The organism is Lentzea sp. NPDC054927 (genome assembly GCF_053610285.1).
Genome location: NZ_JBSGXZ010000007.1, coordinates 246,710 through 262,907 on the forward strand (window position 1 = coordinate 246,710; position 16,198 = coordinate 262,907).

Sequence of the window (16,198 nt, forward strand, 5' to 3'; positions counted from 1 at the left end):
CCCCGTAGCGCCCACCCCCCCCGCGGCGTCCGGCGCCCGGGGGGGCCCCCCCCCCCCCGACACGAACTCGCGATTCATTTGAAAGCAAAAGGGCGGCACCATCAAGGCGCCGCCCTTTTCTTTTGAGTCAAAAACTCAGTGGCCGTGCCCGTGGCCGTGGCCGTGCCCGGCCGAAGCGGGCTCGTCCGCCTTCTTCTCGACGATGGCGCTCTCGGTCGTGAGCACCATGCGCGCGATGGACGCGGCGTTCGCCACGGCGGAACGCGTGACCTTGACCGGGTCGATGATGCCCTGCTCGAGCAGGTCACCGAACTCCAGCTTGGCGGCGTTGATGCCGAAGCCCCACTCGCCCTCGCGGACCTTGTTCACCACGACGGCGCCTTCGAGGCCGGCGTTCGTGGCGATCCAGAACAGCGGCGCGGACAGGGCCTTCGCGACGAGCGCGACACCCGTGGCCTCGTCACCGGACAGGCCGAGGCCGCCGTCGAGCACCTTCGCACCGTGCACGAGAGCGGAGCCACCGCCGGGGACGATGCCCTCCTCGACCGCGGCCTTGGTAGCGGCGACCGCGTCCTCGATGCGGTGCTTGCGCTCCTTGAGCTCGGTCTCGGTGGCGGCGCCGACCTTGATCACGGCGATGCCGCCGGAGAGCTTCGCGAGGCGCTCCTGGAGCTTCTCGCGGTCCCAGTCGGAGTCCGTGGCCTCGATCTCGCGGCGCAGCTGCTCCGCGCGGCCGGCGATGTCGGCCTTGGTGCCGCCACCGTCGACGATCGTGGTGTCGTCCTTGGTCACGACGACGCGGCGGGCGGAGCCCAGCTGCTCGAGCGTGGTCTCGGACAGCTTCAGGCCGATCTCCGAGGAGATCACCTCGCCGCCGGTGACGACCGCGAGGTCGTCCAGGAACGCCTTGCGGCGGTCACCGAAGAACGGCGCCTTCACGGCGACGACCTTGAGCGTCTTGCGGACGGCGTTGACCACCAGGGTGGACAGGGCCTCGCCCTCGACGTCCTCGGCGACGATCAGCAGCGGCTTGCCGGACTCCGCGACCTTCTCGAGGATCGGGAGGACGTCGGCCAGCGCCGAGATCTTCTCGCGGTGCAGCAGGATGCGGACGTCTTCGTAGACGGCTTCCTGCGCCTCGAGGTCGGTCGAGAAGTGCGTCGACACGTAGCCCTTGTCGAACTGCACGCCCTCGGTGATGACGAGCTCGGTGGCGAGCGTCGAGGACTCCTCGACGGTGATGACACCGTCCTCGCCCACGCGCTCGATGGCCTCGCCGAGCAGCGCGCCGATGGACTCGTCCCGCGAGGAGACGGTGCCGACCTGCGCGATGTTCTCGCGGCCCTTGACCGGGGTGGCCTTGGCCTTGAGCGCGTCCACGACGGCGTCGGAGGCGGCCTGGATGCCACGGCCGAGCGCGGTCGGGTTCGCACCCGCGGCGATGTTGCGCAGGCCTTCCTTGACCAGCGCCTGCGCCAGCACGGTGGCGGTGGTGGTGCCGTCACCCGCGACGTCGTTGGTCTTGGTGGCGACCGACTTGGCGAGCTGCGCGCCGAGGTTCTCGAACGGGTCGTCGAGCTCGATCTCACGCGCGATGGTCACGCCGTCGTTGGTGACCGTCGGGCCACCGAACTTCTTGTCGAGGACGACGTGGCGCCCGCGCGGGCCAAGGGTGACCTTGACCGTGTCCGCGAGCTTGTTCACGCCGCGCTCGAGAGCCCGACGAGCGTCCTCGTCGAAGCTGATCTGCTTGGGCATTTACTCAAAGCCTCTCTGGGTAGCGAAACGCCCCGGTAGCCCCGGGATGGGGCGCCGGGGCGTCAGGCATGTCAGCCAGCGTCTAGTTGACGACGGCCAGCACGTCGCGAGCGGAGAGGATCAAGTACTCCTCGCCGTTGTACTTGACCTCGGTGCCGCCGTACTTCGAGTAGATGACGACATCGCCGACAGCAACGTCCAGCGGGACGCGGTTGCCCTTGTCGTCGATGCGGCCGGGGCCGACCGCGAGGACCTTGCCCTCCTGGGGCTTCTCCTTCGCGGTGTCCGGAATCACGAGGCCGGAGGCAGTGGTCGTCTCAGCTTCGGAAGCCTGGACGACGATCTTGTCCTCGAGCGGCTTGATGTTCACGCTCACCGGGATGACCTCCACGGGTCGTTGGCAGAATCGTTTTTAACGGCTCCTGCCACCCCGCCGTCGCGGGGGTCGGGGCGGTGCTGGTGCCGTGCAGTTGGCACTCTACCCACGAGAGTGCCAACGCTTCAACGAGGGCCCCGAACCGTCTGCCATGTGGGAGCCGTATTCAAGGCATGTCCACCTTGACCCGCCGTACGCTGCTGCTCGTCGGCGTGGCGGGAGTCACAGCGTTCTCGGTCTCCGCCTCGGCCAGACTCACCGACCCTTTCACACTCGGTGTGGCCTCGGGCGACCCGACACCCGACGGAGTGGTCTTGTGGACCCGGCTCGCCCCTGAACCACTCGCGGAAGACGGTCTGGGTGGCATGCCAGGACGTGCGATCGAGGTGCTCTGGCAGGTTGCCGCGGACGACCGCTTCACCCGAATGGTCCAGCACGGCTCCACCCTCGCTCGACCAGAGGAGGCGCACAGCGTCCACGTGGAGCTCTCCGGACTGGAGCCCGGCCGCGAATACTTCTACCGCTTCAAGGCCCTCAACCACCTCTCTCGTACCGGACGCACGCGCACGACGCCCCAGCCGAACGCTCTGCAGGTACCGCTGACGATGGCCTTCGCGTCGTGCGCCCAGTACGAGCACGGCTACTTCACGGCGTACCGCAGGCTGGCGGAGGACGAGCCCGACCTGGTCCTGCACCTCGGCGACTACACCTACGAGTACGAGAGCGGCATCCACGTCGCGCCGCAGGGCAACGTCCGCCACGTCGACGGCCCGACCACCACGACGCTCGCCGCCTACCGCCGCCGGCAGGCGCAGTACAAGACCGACCCCGACCTGCAGGCCGCGCACGCCGCCGCGCCGTGGGCGGTGGTCTGGGACGACCACGAGATCGACAACAACTGGGCGGGCCTGCTGCCGGACAAGCCGCAGCCGAACTTCCTCGCGCGCCGGGCAGCGGCCATCCAGGCGTACTACGAGAACATGCCTTTGCGCAGGTCATCAAGGCTGTACCGGCGGATCGGGTGGGGCTCGCTGGCGACGTTCCACATGCTCGACACCCGCCAGTACCGGACCGATCAGGCCTGCGGGGACGGGTTGCAGCTGTGTCCAGAACGGCTGGAGCCGGAACGCACGATGCTGGGCGCCGCGCAGGAGGACTGGCTGTTCAACGGCTTCCGCGGCTCCGAGGCGCGCTGGGACGTGCTCGGGCAGCAGGTGTTCTTCTCGCAGTACGACTACATCCCCGGCGAGGTCGACAAGTTCCTGCTCGACGCGTGGGACGGCTACGTGGCCGACCGGAACCGGGTGGTGGCGGGGTTCGCGGACGTGCGGAACGCGATCGTGCTCACCGGTGACGTGCACGCGGCGTGGGGCGCGGAGGTCAAACAGCGGTGGGACGACCCGTCGTCGAAGACACTCGCGACCGAACTGGTCACCACGTCGATCACGGCCGGCGGCGACGGCTCGGAGGAGTACGCCGAGACACCGCTGTGGCTGCGAGAGAACCCGCACGTGAAGTACTTCAACAACCGGCGCGGGTACACGTTGACCAGGTTCACGCCCGATGAGCTGCGCACGGACTTCCGCGGGCTGGACTACGTGACGAAGCCGGGCTCGCCGGTCCGCACCAAGGCGTCGTTCGCTGTGGAGGACCGCCTCCCAGGGCTTCACAGGCTCTAGGGGAAACGTTCACCTGGTAGCCACCCTGGTGCGTGAGGGTCTCACCATGACTCGAGTGACGCGACGCGCACTCCTCATCGGGGGACTTGCGCTCACCACCGTCGGCGCCGGGTCGGATCGGTTGTCCGACCCGTTCACTTTGGGGGTCGCTTCCGGCGATCCGACCTACGACAGCGTGGTCCTGTGGACCCGCCTGGCACCCACCCCGCTCGCGGAGGACGGCATGGGCGGCATGCCGTCCCGCGCTGTCGAGGTGAAGTGGGAGATCGCCCTGGACGAACGGTTCCGGCACGTCGTCCGCCGCGGTAGGGCGTACGCACGGCCCGAGGAAGGCCACAGCGTGCACGTGGACGCGCGCGGACTTCTGCCTGGCCGCGAGTACTTCTACCGCTTCTCCGCGGAAGGTCATCTGTCGCGCGTCGGCCGCACCCGGACGGCGTTGGCGCCGTGGGCGGTGGGCAGCGGGCTCACGATGGCGTTCGCGTCCTGCTCGCAGTTCGAACACGGCTACTTCACCGCGTATCGCAGGATGGCGGAGGACCAGCCGGACCTGGTGCTGCACCTCGGCGACTACCAGTACGAGTACACGAAGGGCGCGTACGTGGCACCGGGCGGCAACCCGCGCGACCACGAGGGCCCGGAGACCGAGACGCTGGCGAACTACCGGCAGCGGCACGCGCAGTACAAGACCGACCTCGACCTGCAGGAAGCGCACGCCGTGGCGCCGTGGGCGGTGGTCTGGGACGACCACGAGATCGACAACAACTGGGCGGACGAGGTCTACGAGAAGCCGCAGATCCCCCAGCCGAACTTCCTGGCGCGTCGGGCGGCGGCGTTCCAGGCCTACTACGAGAACATGCCGATCCGGTCCAAGCCCAGCGGCATCGACCTGCAGCTCTACCGGCGCCTGCAGTGGGGTGGGCTCGCGAACTTCCACATGCTCGACACCCGGCAGTACCGCGACGACCAGGCGTGCGGTGACGGCTTGAAGGCCTGTCCCGAACGGCTTTCGCCGACGCGCACGATCACTGGTGCCGAGCAGGAGAAGTGGCTGCTCGACGGACTGCGGCGCTCGCACGCGCGTTGGGACGTGTTGGGGCAGCAGGTGTTCTTCTCGCAGCTCGACTTCACGCCCGGTGCCGGTGAGACCAACAACATGGACGCGTGGGACGGCTACGCCGCGAACCGCGACCGTGTGGCCGCCGGGTTTGCTCGTACCCGCAACACGGTCGTGCTCACCGGCGACGTGCACGCGGCGTGGGCGGCCGAGGTCAAGGAACGCTGGAACGACCCGACTTCGAAGACCGTTGCGACCGAGTTGGTGTCGACGTCGATCACGTCCGGTGGCGACGGTTCGGAGACCCGCGCGGAGACTCCGGCGATGCTGGCGGAGAACCCGCACGTGAAGTACTTCAACAACCGGCGCGGGTACGTGCGGACTCGCTTCACCTCGCGTGAGGTGCGGGCGGACTTCCGCGGGCTCGACTACGTGTCGAAGCCCGGAGCTCCGGTGACCACGAAGGCGTCTTTCGTGATTGAGGACCGGAACCCCGGGCTGAACAAGGTCTAGAGGATCTGCACGGTCCCGACCGGAAGACCGGGGACGGTGCTGATGTCCATCGGGGACGGCTTGGCGCCCGCCGCGACGAGGTGGGCGCCGAGCGCCGCGATCATCGCGCCGTTGTCGGTGCACAGCCGTGGCCTCGGCACGCGCAGTTCGATGCCTGCCTCGGCACAGCGTTCGGCGGCCAGACCGCTCAGGCGCGAGTTCGCCGCGACGCCGCCGGAGATCACCAGCGTGTCGACGTTCAGGTCCTTCGCCGCCCGGATCGCCTTGGCGGTCAGCACGTCCGCGACGGCCTCCTGGAACGACGCGGCGACGTCGGCGAGCGGGATCTCCTCGCCGGCCCGTTCGGCGCGCTCGACCCAGCGGGCGACCGAGGTCTTCAAGCCGGAGAACGAGAAGTCGTACTTCGAGTCGCGCGGACCGGTGAGGCCGCGCGGGAACGCGATCGCGCACCCGTTGCCCTGCTTGGCGAGCTTGTCGATGGGCGGGCCGCCGGGGTACGGCAGGTCGAGCAGCCGCGCGACCTTGTCGTACGCCTCACCGGCCGCGTCGTCCACAGTGGACCCGATCTCGGTGATCGAGTTCGCCAGGCCGCCCTCGACGAGCAGCAGCTGCGAGTGGCCGCCGGACACCAGCAGCGCGAGGCAGCGCTGCGGCAACGGGCCGTGCTGCAACGTGTCCGCGGCGACGTGGCCGGCCAGGTGGTTCACGCCGTAGAGCGGCTTGCCGAGCGCGGCCGCGTACGCCTTCGCGGCGGACACGCCGACCAGCAGTGCACCGGCGAGACCCGGTCCAGCGGTGACGGCGATGGAGTGGATCTGGGAGAGCTCGACCTTCGCGGTGTCGAGTGCGCGGCGCAGGGTCGGGACCAGCGCCTCGAGGTGGGCGCGGGAGGCGACCTCAGGCACGACGCCACCGAAGCGGGCGTGTTCCTCGACGCTGGAGGCGACCTCGTCGGCGAGCAGTTCGAGCGAGCCGTCGGAGCCGAGCCGGACGATGCCGAAGCCCGTCTCGTCGCACGAGCTCTCGATGCCGAGAATCAGGCGGTCAGACACTTTGCGCAGGCCTTCCCATCGTGTACGCGTCGGCACCCGACGGCTGGTAGTAGCGGCGGCGCAGGCCGAGGTGCTCGAAACCGTGCGCCAGGTACATGGCGATCGCCGGCTCGTTGTCCGTGCGGACCTCGAGGTAGACCGGCACGTTGATCTCGTCGACGCGGGTCAGCAGGTCCCGCAGGAGCGTCTTGCCGATGCCCTTGCCCTGCCAGTGCTTCATGACCGCGATCGTGTGCACGCTGGCCTCGTGCGGACTGGCGGCGAGCCCGGCGTAGCCGATGAGCTCGCCGTCCGCGTACGCGCCGATGTAGTAGTTGCCGTTGTCGAGTTCGCTGTGGAACGCGTTCTCACTCCACGGGTCCTCGCCGGGGAACAGCGCGAGCTCGATCTCGTGGCACTTGGGCACGTCGGCGTGCTGCAGAGGTCCGAGCGTGACGGTGCCGGTGGTCATGCCCTGGTCACCCGCTTGCGCCCGGTGGGCTCGACCGCGTCCGGACGGCGCAGGTAGAGCGGGGTGAGCGCGGCGGGACGAGCCTTGGCGAGCACCTCGGCGGCCGCGGCGGCGACCAGGCCTTCCGGGCTCGGGTACTTGGCTTGGAGGAGCTCCAAGCCGAGGATCTCGGCGTAGATCTCGGCGCCCTCGCCGGTGGCCTGGTGCACGCCCATGGCCGGCAGCTTCTCGGCCAGGTCCTGGGGACGTTCGACGTGCGGCCCGTCCGTGCGGCGGCCGGCGGCGTCGTAGGCGGCCCAGTAGACCTCTTTGCGCCGGGCGTCGGTCGCGACGAGCAGCGGGTGACCGCTGGCCGCGTCCTTGGCGATCGCGTCGGTGGTGGCCACCGGGTAGACCGGCCGGTTGAGCGCCTGGCCGAGCGCGGCGGCGGTGGCCAGGCCGACCCGCAGGCCGGTGAACGGGCCGGGACCCGCGCCCACGACGATGGCGTCGAGGTCGGCGAACGTGTGGCCGGCCTCTTCGAGGGCGTCGCTGATGTGCGGGGTGAGCAGCTCGCCGTGCGCCTTGGCGTTGAGCGTCACCCGCTTCGCGAGCAGGCGCGGCGGGGAGTCGGGCACGAGTTCGACCACACCGGCGGTCACTGCGGGGGTGGCCGTGTCGACGGCGAGCACTAGCACAGTTGTCCAGAGTAACGCGGGGCGAACCGCACCTTCCGCGCGACCACACCTGGCGCGACGGGCCAGGTGAGCGTGGGCGTTCCCACACTTCCGATGCGGGCTCCAGCGGCGCGTACCACGCTGGGTCCCATGTTCGCTGAACCGAGTGACCGCGAAGCCCTCCGCTTCGGAGACGCGTCTCTGACCTACGCCGAACTCCACCAAGCCGCGGGCACTCTGGCCGAACGGTTGCGTGGCCGCACCCGTGTTGCCGTCTGGGCGACTTCCACGCTCGAAACCTGTGTCGCGGTGGTCGCGGGTCTGCTCGCGGGCGTCGCGATCGTGCCGCTCAACCCCAAGCTCGGCGAGCGCGAACTCGAGCACATCCTCGGCGACAGCCGGCCTGACCTGGTGCTGCGCGACGAACCGATCGTGTTCGGCGAGCCAGGGACGTTCGACGAGCCCGGCCCCGAGACACCCGCGCTGGTCATCTACACCTCGGGCACGACCGGCCCGCCCAAAGGTGTGGTGCTGCCCCGCCGGTCCCTCACGTCGAACATCGACGCGCTCGCCAAGGCCTGGCAGTGGACGAGCGACGACGTGCTGGTGCACGGGCTGCCGCTGTTCCACGTGCACGGCCTGGGCATCGGCGTCCTCGGCCCGCTGCGGCTCGGCGGATCGGTGCGGCACGTGAAGTTCTCGCCGGAGGCCATCGGCCACGAGCTGGCGACCGGCGGCACGATGATGTTCGGCGTTCCGACGATGTACCACCGGATCGCCGAGGCGGTGGAGAACGACAGCACGCTCGCCAGCCAGTTCCGCACCGCCCGCCTGCTGGTGTCAGGTTCGGCCGCGCTCCCCGCCAGCGACCACGAACGGATCGCCAAGGCCACCGGGCAGGGCATCGTCGAGCGGTACGGGATGAGCGAGACGTTGATGAACGTCAGCGTGCGGTTCGACGGCGATCGCCGGCCGGGCGCGGTCGGGCTGCCGGTGGACGGCGTCGACGTGCGGGTGGTCGACGAGCGGGGTGACGACGTCGGCGTCGGTGCGATCGGTGAGATCGAGGTGCGCGGGCCGAACCTGTTCCTGGAGTACCTGAACCGGCCGGACGCCACGGAGGCTGCGTTTCGGGACGGGTGGTTCAGGACCGGCGACATGGCGGTGCGCGATCCCGACGGGTACGTCCGCATCGTCGGGCGCAGGGCCACGGACCTGATCAAGAGCGGTGGCTACAAGATCGGCGCGGGCGAGATCGAGAACGCCCTGCTCGAACATCCGTCGGTGGCCGAGGTGGCGGTGACGGGCGAGCCGGACGACGACCTGGGCGAGCGGATCGTGGCGTGGGTGGTTCCAGCGGGCGAAGCGCCGGAACCATCAGCCCTGAGCGATCACGTCGCGAAGCTGTTGTCGCCGCACAAGAGGCCGCGGGTGGTGCGTTATCTGGAGTCCTTGCCGCGCAACGAGATGGGCAAGGTTCTCAAGCGCGAACTGTCCTGAACAGACAGACGCCGGGAATGGCCGAAGGGCTCGTTCGGCCATTCCCGGCGAAGTCCGGCTATCAGCCAGCCGAGTTGCCGTTGCAGGCGACGTAGGACGGCGAGTGGTCAACCGTGAAGATCTCGAGCGGGCCGTTCCACTGCCACGGCAGCAGGCAGGCGTTGTTGGCGACACTGATGTCCGAGCCACCAGCGGCGTGGTTGTCGTTGCACGCGGCGTAGCCGGGGGCGTGGCCCTCGTGCAGCAGCGAGAACGGGCCGTTCCACTGCCACGGCGCGGCGCAGAGGTTGTCGGCCACGCTGATGCCGCCGTGGTGGTCGTGCTCACCGGCGGAAGCGGGGGCCGCGGCAGCCAGCATGGCGCCACCGATGACAGCAGTCGCGAGAAGCGTCTTCTTGATCATGCGATTCTCATCGGCCGGTCACGCTCTGTCCTTAATGGACATCACCCGATGCGTTAGACAACGTCACACAGGCAGGGCACGTGAGCGCCACTCGCCGTGCGGGATCAGCTGAGCTGTGCGAACGTCGTCGATTCCGCGCTCGAGCCGAATGAGGAGATGATCTTCGTTCAGGCGTTCCGCGACGCCCTCGCCCCATTCGACGGCCACCACGGCGTCGACCAGATCCGTGTCCAGATCAAGATCGTCCAACTCGTCCAGGTGACCCCCGAGCCGGTACGCGTCGACGTGCACCAGCCGCACGCCCCTGCCGTCCTCCGCGGGCTCGTGGACGCGCGCCACGACGAACGTCGGTGACGACACCCGACCCTGCACGCCGAGGCCGCGCGCCAGTCCGCGCACGAACGCGGTCTTCCCCGCGCCCAACGGCCCCGCGAGCAGCAGCAGGTCGCCTGCCCGCACGACTTCACCCAGCTTGCGGCCGAACTCCTCGGTGTCCTCCACCAGAGGCAGTTCGACGGTCTTCACGCTCGCCGCCACCACTTCTTCCGACTCTCTCCGCGATCGGCCGCGCACCGTTCGATCAGCGCGACCAGGTGGTCGTTGACCAGATCAGCCTGCTCCATCATCACCATGTGCCCGGCACCGGGGGCCCGGACGAGAGTGGCGTGCGGCATCTCCTCGGCCATCCGCTCGGCGTGCGAGAACGGCGTCAGCTTGTCCGCGTCACCGCTCAGGATCAGCACCTCGCAGTGCCGCAACCCGGCGAGCGCCTTGTAGCGGTCGTGCGTGCCGAGGGTCTCCAGGAACGAGGTGAGCACCTTCACCGTGGTCCCGTTGATCATCTTCTCCATCAGGTCCACAAGGGACGGTGCCACCTTGCGGTCACCGAACGCCAGCGCGCGGATGCCGCTCCACGTCAGGGTCTTCGTGCCCTTGCGGACCCACTCGACGAGCCCCGGCTGGATGCCGGCGAGCCGGCCGATGCCGAGCGTCACCGGGTTGTACCGCGACAGCACGGACTTCGGCAGCCCCGCGCCACCCACGGCACCGGCGGCCGTGCCGATCAACGCGACCCCGCGCACCCGTTCCTTGAAGAGCTCCGGCACCTGTTCGGCCAGCGCCATGATGGTCATGCCGCCCATGGAGTGGCCGACGAGCACCAGCGGCCCGTCCGGCACGACCGAGCGGATCACCGCGTCGAGGTCGTGCGCGAGCTGTTCGATGGTGCTGCCTTCCGGCGTCGACGTGCCGGACCGGCCGTGCCCGCGCTGGTCGTAGAGCACCTGGTGCACCCGCGGGTCGATCAGCTCTTCGAGGTCGCGGCGCTGGAAGTGAAAGCACCGGCGGTCGAGCGCGAACCCGTGCACCAGCACGACGGTGATGTCCGCCTCGCCGCCGTCACCGGGGTCGACCTCCTCGACGGAGATCGGCACGCCGTCGTCCGCCGCCACCGTCGACTCGCGATCGGGCCGCAGTTCACCTAACGGCTCGTCGGCGAGGCTGTCGGTCGCGGTCTTGCGCTCGTGCGACACCTTCGCGGTCTGCGCCACGGCGGCACCGGCGACGGCCGCACCCAGCGCGCCACCGACCCACCCGACGACCTTCCACACCGGCTTCACGTGTAGATCCTCCGCACCCGCGGCCGGTACATCCCGCAGACGATCTCGTAGTCGATCGTCCCGGTCAGCTCCGCCCACTCCGTCGCCGTCGGCTCCCCCCGGCGCCCGTCGCCGAACAGGACAACTTCCGCACCCTCGCGGACCTCGTCGTTCCCGCAGTCCACGACGATCTGGTCCATGCAGACACGCCCCACCACCGGGCGGCGTTTCCCGTCGAGGAGCACTTCCATCCGGCCGGAGAGTGCCCTCGGAACGCCGTCCGCATACCCGGCCGGCACCAGTGCCAGCGTCGTGTCCTTCTGCGCGGTCCATGTCATCCCGTAGGAGACCGACTCACCTGCGGGGATACGTTTCGTGAGCGCCACGTGTGACCGGTAACTCATGACCGGCCTGAGGTCGTGGTCCGTCGGCACCGGGTTCAGCCCGTAGATGGCGATGCCGGGCCGGACGAGGTCGAAGTGCAGGTCCGGCCTGGTCAGCAGGGCCGCTGAATTGGCGATGTGCCGTTTCGGGCTCAGGCCGAAGCTCTTGGCCACCTCATAGGCCTCGTCGAACCTCTTGGCCTGCAGGTCGATGGACGGGTCGCCGATCTCGTCCGCGGAGGCGAGGTGCGACCAGATGGCCACCACGTGGTGCTTCTTCGCCGCCTCGACCAGTTCGGGCCAGTCGTGCGGCTGGCACCCGTTGCGGCTCAGGCCGGTGTCGATCTTCAGGTGGAGCCGCGGCCGCGCGTCGGCCTCCTCGGCGGCGGCCTCGACCCTGCGCAGGTCGGACAGCGACGCCACGGACATGTCGACGTCGGCCGCGAGACCGGCGGCCAGGTCCTCGTCGGGGGCGTCGAGCCAGGCCAGGATCGGGGCCTGGATGCCCGCGACCCGCAGCGCCAGAGCTTCCTGCGTGGAACAGGAACCGAGCCAGGTCGCGCCGGCTTCGAGCGCCGCGCGGGCCACCTCGACCGCGCCGTGGCCGTAGCCGTCCGCCTTGACGACGGCCATCGTCTCGGAGGCAGGGGCGAGGCCGGCGAGCAGGGCGACGTTGTGCCGCAGCGCGCCTAGGTCGACGACAACTTCTGAACGGGCCATAACCTGTTCATCGTGCCATGACAGCCGCGAACAGGGACTATGGCGCAACTCGCACACAGGCCGGTGTTCACCGAGCGCGAAGTGCGGACCGGTGGGGTTCGCGCCTTGCCAGGCTGATGACATGGCAGCCCAGCACACCTTCATCGCCACCGCGCACGCCTTCGCCGACCTGATGGGCGCGGTGCCCGTCGACCGTCTCGCCGGACCGGGCCTGGGCGACTGGACGTTGCGCGACCTGATCGGCCACACCCTCTCGGCCGGGCTGGTCAACGTCGTCGAAGCGCTCGGCCGGCCGGCCACCTCCGAGGACATCACCACGCCGGAGGGCTACTACGCCCTGGCGAAGACCATCGATCCAGCCATCTACCAGGCCGTTGTCGCCATGTCGGCCACGGACGCCCAGGACTGGGGCGCACGTCTGCGCGATCAACCTGCCGTTGCGGTCCGGCAGTTCGTCGATCGTGCCGTCACCGCCGTCTCCGCTGCCGATCCGGACGCGCTGGTCACCACGGCGGCCGGCGGCATGCGGCTGGACCGCTGGCTGCCCACCAGGACGTTCGAGCTGGTCGTGCACGGCATGGACATCGCCGCGGCGGCCGGCGTCTCCGCGGACCTGCCCATCGACGCGCTCGCGGACTCGGCCGCCCTGGCCGCCCGTACAGCCGCGGCCACCGGCGACGGTCAGCCGGTCCTGCTGGCGCTGACCGGCAGGCGAGAGCTACCCGCGGGCTTCTCCGTCATCTGAGATCAGCGGCCTCGGACGGCGCGGATCGCGTCCGGGATCGCCTCCATCAGCCCCGACGACGGCACCGGCGCGCCATCGGCTGCCAGCTCCGCGGCCAGCACGTGCGCGTACGCCGCGTGTCCCGCCGCCAGGAACGGATCCACGCCGGCGGCCAGCAGCGCGCCGATGATGCCGGACAGAACGTCACCCGAACCGGCCGTCGCGGGCCAGGACGACGTCGCTGAGTTGACCAGCGCCCGTCCGTCCGGCGCGGCCACCACGGTCCGATGGCCTTTGAGGAGCACCACGGCGTTGAAACGCTGAGCGGCTTTTCGGGCGGCCGCAACGCGATCCGCGCCGACCGGGCCCGCCAGGCGTTCGAACTCGCGGTCGTGCGGCGTCAGGACCAGCGCGGCATCCGGGTCGCGGGCGTCCCACAGGTCAGGGTGATTGGCCAGCAACGTGATGGCGTCCGCGTCGGCGATCACCGGCACCCCGGCGTCCAGCACGAACCGCAGGACCTCGGCCGACGACGGGCCGGTGCCCATGCCGGGGCCGACGACCCAGGCCTGGACGCGGCCGGCGTCCGTGATCGAACCCGTGCAGATCGTCTCGGGCCAGCGCGACCGGATGGCGTCGGCGGCCGGGCCGGCGTAACGGACCATGCCGGAGGTCGCCAGAACCGCGGCGCCGGTGGAAAGCACGGCGGCGCCTGGATAAGTCGCGCTGCCGGCGGCAACACCCGTGACGCCCTGGGTGTACTTGTCGTCGTTCGGTCCCGGCACCGGCCAGGCGATGTCCTCACGATCCAGCAGCACGAAGTCCGGATCCGTTGGACGCAGACCGATGTCGACCAGGTGCACCTCGCCGCAGTCAGCCAGCGCGTGCACGGGTTTGAGGCAGCCGAACGTGACAGTGGTGTGCGCCTGGACGTGTGGCCCGGCGATCTCGCCGGTGTCCGGGTCGATGCCGGAAGGCAGGTCCACAGCCAAAATCGGGACACGGACCGTGGAGACCAGGGCAGCGGCGGCCGGCCGGAGCGGGCCGCGCGCGGAGAGACCGACGATGCCGTCGATCACCAGGTCCGGCGTGCCCACCTCGGAAACAATCCGCCCGCCTGCGCGCCGGAACGCTGCCAGGCCTTCGACGTGCGCCTTGTCGGGCGAGAGCAGCACCGCGGACACCGCTACACCGCGGCGGCGCAGGAAGTAGCCGGCCCACAGGGCGTCGCCGCCGTTGTTGCCCGCGCCCACGAGCAACGTGACGCGGCGGCGGCCCTGCAAGAGCCTGAGGGCGTGGGTGGCCACACCGAACGCGGCCTTGCGCATCAGCGAGCCCGGCGGAACTACCGCCATGAGCTCTTCTTCAGCGGACTTGACGCGTTCGGTGTGCCAGACGCCTCTCACTCACTCGACGGTAACGGACTTCGCCAGGTTGCGAGGTTTGTCGACGTCGTAGCCGCGGGCGGACGCGATCTCGGCCGCGAGGATCTGCAGCGGCACGGTCGAGATGAGCGGCTGCAGCAGCGTCGGGACGGCCGGGATCTCGATCAGGTGGTCGGCGAACGGGCGCACGGTCTCGTCGCCCTCCTCGGCGATCACGATCGTGCGGGCGCCGCGGGCCTGGATCTCGCTGATGTTCGACACCAGCTTCGAGTGCAGCACGGCGCGGCCCTTCGGCGACGGCATGACCACGACGACCGGCAGGTCCTTCTCGATCAACGCGATCGGGCCGTGCTTGAGCTCGCCGGCCGCGAAGCCCTCGGCGTGCATGTAGGCGAGCTCCTTGAGCTTGAGCGCGCCTTCGAGAGCCACCGGGTAGCCGACGTGGCGGCCGAGGAACAGCACCGCCTTCGAGTCGGCCAGCTCACGGCCGAGCGCGCGAACCTGCTCGGCCGTGCCGAGCACCCGCTGCACGGCGTCGGGCATGGCCTCCAGCTCGTGGAACTCGCGGGCGACCTCGTCCGGGTACTTGGTGCCGCGGGCCTGCGCCAGGGCCAGGCCCACCAGGTAGTTCGCGGCGATCTGGGCGAGGAACGCCTTCGTCGACGCGACACCGATCTCTGGACCCGCGTGCGTGTAGAGGACGGCGTCGGACTCGCGCGGGATCTGCGCGCCGTTCGTGTTGCAGACGGCCAGAACGCGGGCCTTCTGCGCACGGGCGTGGCGCACGGCCTCCAGCGTGTCCGCGGTCTCGCCGGACTGCGACACGGCGACGACGAGCGTGTCGCGGTCGAGCACCGGGTCGCGGTAGCGGAACTCGGAGGCGAGCTCGACCTCGACGGGCAGGCGGGTCCAGTGCTCGATCGCGTACTTCGCGACGAGACCGGAGTGGTAGGCCGAACCACAGGCGATGACGAAGACCTTGTCGACGTCACGCAGGTCCTGGTCGGAGAGGCGCTGCTCGTCGAGGACGATCCGGCCGTTCGCGAAGTGGCCGCGCAGCGTGTTCGCCAGCGCCTCCGGCTGCTCCTCGATCTCCTTGAGCATGAAGTACTCGTGGCCGCCCTTCTCGGCGGCGCTGAGGTCCCAGTTCACCGTGAACGGCTTGGCCTCGGCGACCTCGCCGTCGAAGTCGGTGACCTCGTAACCGGAGCGGGTCAGCACGACCATCTGGTCCTGGCCCAGCTCGACGGCTTCCTTGGTGTGCGCGATGAACGCGGCGACGTCGCTCGCGACGAAGTACTCGTTCTCGCCCACGCCGACGACCAGCGGGGAGTTGCGGCGCGCGGCGACGACCGTGTCGGGCTCGTCGGCGTGCGTGAAGACGAGTGTGAACGCACCCTCCAGGCGGTTCACGATCTTGCGCACGCTGGCGGGCAGGTCGCCCTTGGTGTCGCCCTCGCCGTACGCGAACGCCACGAGGTGCGCGACCGTCTCGGTGTCGGTGTCGGACGCCATCTCGACGCCGAGACCTTCGAGCTCGGCGCGCAGCGCGAGGAAGTTCTCGATGATGCCGTTGTGCACCACGGCGACGCGGTTCGTCGCGTCGCGGTGCGGGTGCGAGTTGCGGTCGATCGGCGCGCCGTGCGTCGCCCACCGCGTGTGACCCATGCCGACGGTGCCCGCGAAGTTGTCGCGGCCCACCTCGTCGAGCCTCGTCTCCAGGTTCTGCAGCCGGCCTGCCTTGCGTTCGACGGCGAGTTCGTCGCCTGCGACGACCGCGACGCCTGCCGAGTCGTAACCCCGGTACTCGAGACGCCTCAGCCCGTCCAGGACGACGTCGAGCGCCGACTGGTGACCCACGTATCCCACGATTCCGCACACGGAAAACAGACTAGCTAGACCACGCCGCTAACCCTAATGAGTGAGGGCACCCCGTATCCGCA

15 protein-coding genes are annotated in these 16,198 nt (G+C 69.8%); 4 read left to right on the forward strand and 11 right to left on the reverse strand.

All coding sequences use genetic code 11. The annotated features are described in order from the left end of the window. Positions 1-135 precede the first annotated feature (135 nt). Both groL and groES read right to left on the reverse strand, forming a co-directional pair. A complete protein-coding gene (gene groL / locus ACWGE0_RS14465) occupies positions 136-1,758 on the reverse strand; it encodes a chaperonin GroEL (protein ID WP_452261355.1) in 1,623 nt (540 codons plus the stop codon). A gap of 82 nt (positions 1,759-1,840) precedes the next feature. Then, a complete protein-coding gene (gene groES / locus ACWGE0_RS14470; RefSeq protein WP_030478362.1) occupies positions 1,841-2,134 on the reverse strand; it encodes a co-chaperone GroES in 294 nt (97 codons plus the stop codon). A gap of 173 nt (positions 2,135-2,307) precedes the next feature. Here groES and ACWGE0_RS14475 point away from each other — a divergent pair, with 173 nt between their 5' ends. Both ACWGE0_RS14475 and ACWGE0_RS14480 read left to right on the forward strand, forming a co-directional pair. Next, positions 2,308-3,813 carry an alkaline phosphatase D family protein gene (locus ACWGE0_RS14475; protein ID WP_452261356.1) on the forward strand — a complete coding sequence of 502 codons (1,506 nt, stop codon included), beginning with the start codon at positions 2,308-2,310 and terminating at the stop codon, positions 3,811-3,813. Between the two features lie 46 nt (positions 3,814-3,859). After that, positions 3,860-5,383, forward strand: coding sequence for an alkaline phosphatase D family protein (locus ACWGE0_RS14480; protein ID WP_452261357.1), 1,524 nt, complete (start codon positions 3,860-3,862; stop codon positions 5,381-5,383). Here ACWGE0_RS14480 and tsaD read toward each other — a convergent pair. From tsaD to tsaB, 3 genes are read right to left on the reverse strand one after another with little or no spacing between them, the layout of a single operon-like run. After that, the gene (tsaD, locus tag ACWGE0_RS14485) at positions 5,380-6,435 is read right to left on the reverse strand and encodes a tRNA (adenosine(37)-N6)-threonylcarbamoyltransferase complex transferase subunit TsaD (protein ID WP_452261358.1); all 1,056 of its coding nucleotides are present in this window, start codon (positions 6,433-6,435) and stop codon (positions 5,380-5,382) included. The two genes, ACWGE0_RS14480 and tsaD, sit on opposite strands and share 4 nt — an antisense overlap. Continuing rightward, positions 6,428-6,886: a ribosomal protein S18-alanine N-acetyltransferase gene (rimI, locus tag ACWGE0_RS14490; protein ID WP_452261359.1), complete on the reverse strand. Its 459-nt coding sequence runs from the start codon at positions 6,884-6,886 to the stop codon at positions 6,428-6,430. Before rimI ends, tsaD begins: the two co-directional genes overlap by 8 nt. Continuing rightward, on the reverse strand, positions 6,883-7,563 hold the full coding sequence (tsaB, locus tag ACWGE0_RS14495) for a tRNA (adenosine(37)-N6)-threonylcarbamoyltransferase complex dimerization subunit type 1 TsaB (protein WP_452261360.1): 681 nt from the start codon (positions 7,561-7,563) through the stop codon (positions 6,883-6,885). Before tsaB ends, rimI begins: the two co-directional genes overlap by 4 nt. A gap of 129 nt (positions 7,564-7,692) precedes the next feature. On the opposite strand from tsaB, the gene ACWGE0_RS14500 reads away from it, so the two are divergent. Next, entirely contained in the window at positions 7,693-9,042 is a 1,350-nt protein-coding gene (locus ACWGE0_RS14500; protein WP_452261361.1) for an acyl-CoA synthetase, read from the forward strand. Between the two features lie 61 nt (positions 9,043-9,103). Here ACWGE0_RS14500 and ACWGE0_RS14505 read toward each other — a convergent pair whose 3' ends face one another. From ACWGE0_RS14505 to alr, 4 genes are all read right to left on the reverse strand, one after another. Beyond that, on the reverse strand, positions 9,104-9,445 hold the full coding sequence (locus ACWGE0_RS14505; protein WP_319967412.1) for a hypothetical protein: 342 nt from the start codon (positions 9,443-9,445) through the stop codon (positions 9,104-9,106). A gap of 63 nt (positions 9,446-9,508) precedes the next feature. Beyond that, the gene (gene tsaE, locus ACWGE0_RS14510; RefSeq protein WP_245848330.1) at positions 9,509-9,970 is read right to left on the reverse strand and encodes a tRNA (adenosine(37)-N6)-threonylcarbamoyltransferase complex ATPase subunit type 1 TsaE; all 462 of its coding nucleotides are present in this window, start codon (positions 9,968-9,970) and stop codon (positions 9,509-9,511) included. Next, complete coding sequence (locus ACWGE0_RS14515) at positions 9,967-11,064, reverse strand: alpha/beta fold hydrolase (protein ID WP_452261362.1); 1,098 nt, start codon at positions 11,062-11,064, stop codon at positions 9,967-9,969. The genes tsaE and ACWGE0_RS14515 overlap by 4 nt, the downstream gene beginning before the upstream one ends. Further along, positions 11,061-12,146 carry an alanine racemase gene (alr, locus tag ACWGE0_RS14520; protein ID WP_452261363.1) on the reverse strand — a complete coding sequence of 362 codons (1,086 nt, stop codon included), beginning with the start codon at positions 12,144-12,146 and terminating at the stop codon, positions 11,061-11,063. Before alr ends, ACWGE0_RS14515 begins: the two co-directional genes overlap by 4 nt. Before the next feature lie 121 nt (positions 12,147-12,267). Between alr and ACWGE0_RS14525 the strand changes: the two genes are divergently transcribed. Then, the gene (locus tag ACWGE0_RS14525) at positions 12,268-12,891 is read left to right on the forward strand and encodes a maleylpyruvate isomerase N-terminal domain-containing protein (RefSeq protein WP_452261364.1); all 624 of its coding nucleotides are present in this window, start codon (positions 12,268-12,270) and stop codon (positions 12,889-12,891) included. Positions 12,892-12,893: 2 nt separating this feature from the next. Here ACWGE0_RS14525 and ACWGE0_RS14530 read toward each other — a convergent pair whose 3' ends face one another. After that, the gene (locus tag ACWGE0_RS14530; RefSeq protein ID WP_452261365.1) at positions 12,894-14,276 is read right to left on the reverse strand and encodes an NAD(P)H-hydrate dehydratase; all 1,383 of its coding nucleotides are present in this window, start codon (positions 14,274-14,276) and stop codon (positions 12,894-12,896) included. Further along, complete coding sequence (gene glmS / locus ACWGE0_RS14535; protein ID WP_452261366.1) at positions 14,277-16,136, reverse strand: glutamine--fructose-6-phosphate transaminase (isomerizing); 1,860 nt, start codon at positions 16,134-16,136, stop codon at positions 14,277-14,279. Positions 16,137-16,198: the final 62 nt, after the last annotated feature.

Excerpts from the sequence above, each read along its gene's own strand:
- groL (WP_452261355.1), bottom strand. The coding sequence starts at position 1,758 with ATGCCCAAGCAGATCAGCTTCGACGAGGACGCTCGTCGGGCTCTCGAG.
- ACWGE0_RS14475 (WP_452261356.1), top strand. The coding sequence starts at position 2,308 with ATGTCCACCTTGACCCGCCGTACGCTGCTGCTCGTCGGCGTGGCGGGA.
- ACWGE0_RS14480 (WP_452261357.1), top strand. The coding sequence starts at position 3,860 with ATGACTCGAGTGACGCGACGCGCACTCCTCATCGGGGGACTTGCGCTC.
- rimI (WP_452261359.1), bottom strand. The coding sequence starts at position 6,886 with ATGACCACCGGCACCGTCACGCTCGGACCTCTGCAGCACGCCGACGTG.
- ACWGE0_RS14500 (WP_452261361.1), top strand. The coding sequence starts at position 7,693 with ATGTTCGCTGAACCGAGTGACCGCGAAGCCCTCCGCTTCGGAGACGCG.
- ACWGE0_RS14505 (WP_319967412.1), bottom strand. The coding sequence starts at position 9,445 with ATGATCAAGAAGACGCTTCTCGCGACTGCTGTCATCGGTGGCGCCATG.
- alr (WP_452261363.1), bottom strand. The coding sequence starts at position 12,146 with ATGGCCCGTTCAGAAGTTGTCGTCGACCTAGGCGCGCTGCGGCACAAC.
- ACWGE0_RS14525 (WP_452261364.1), top strand. The coding sequence starts at position 12,268 with ATGGCAGCCCAGCACACCTTCATCGCCACCGCGCACGCCTTCGCCGAC.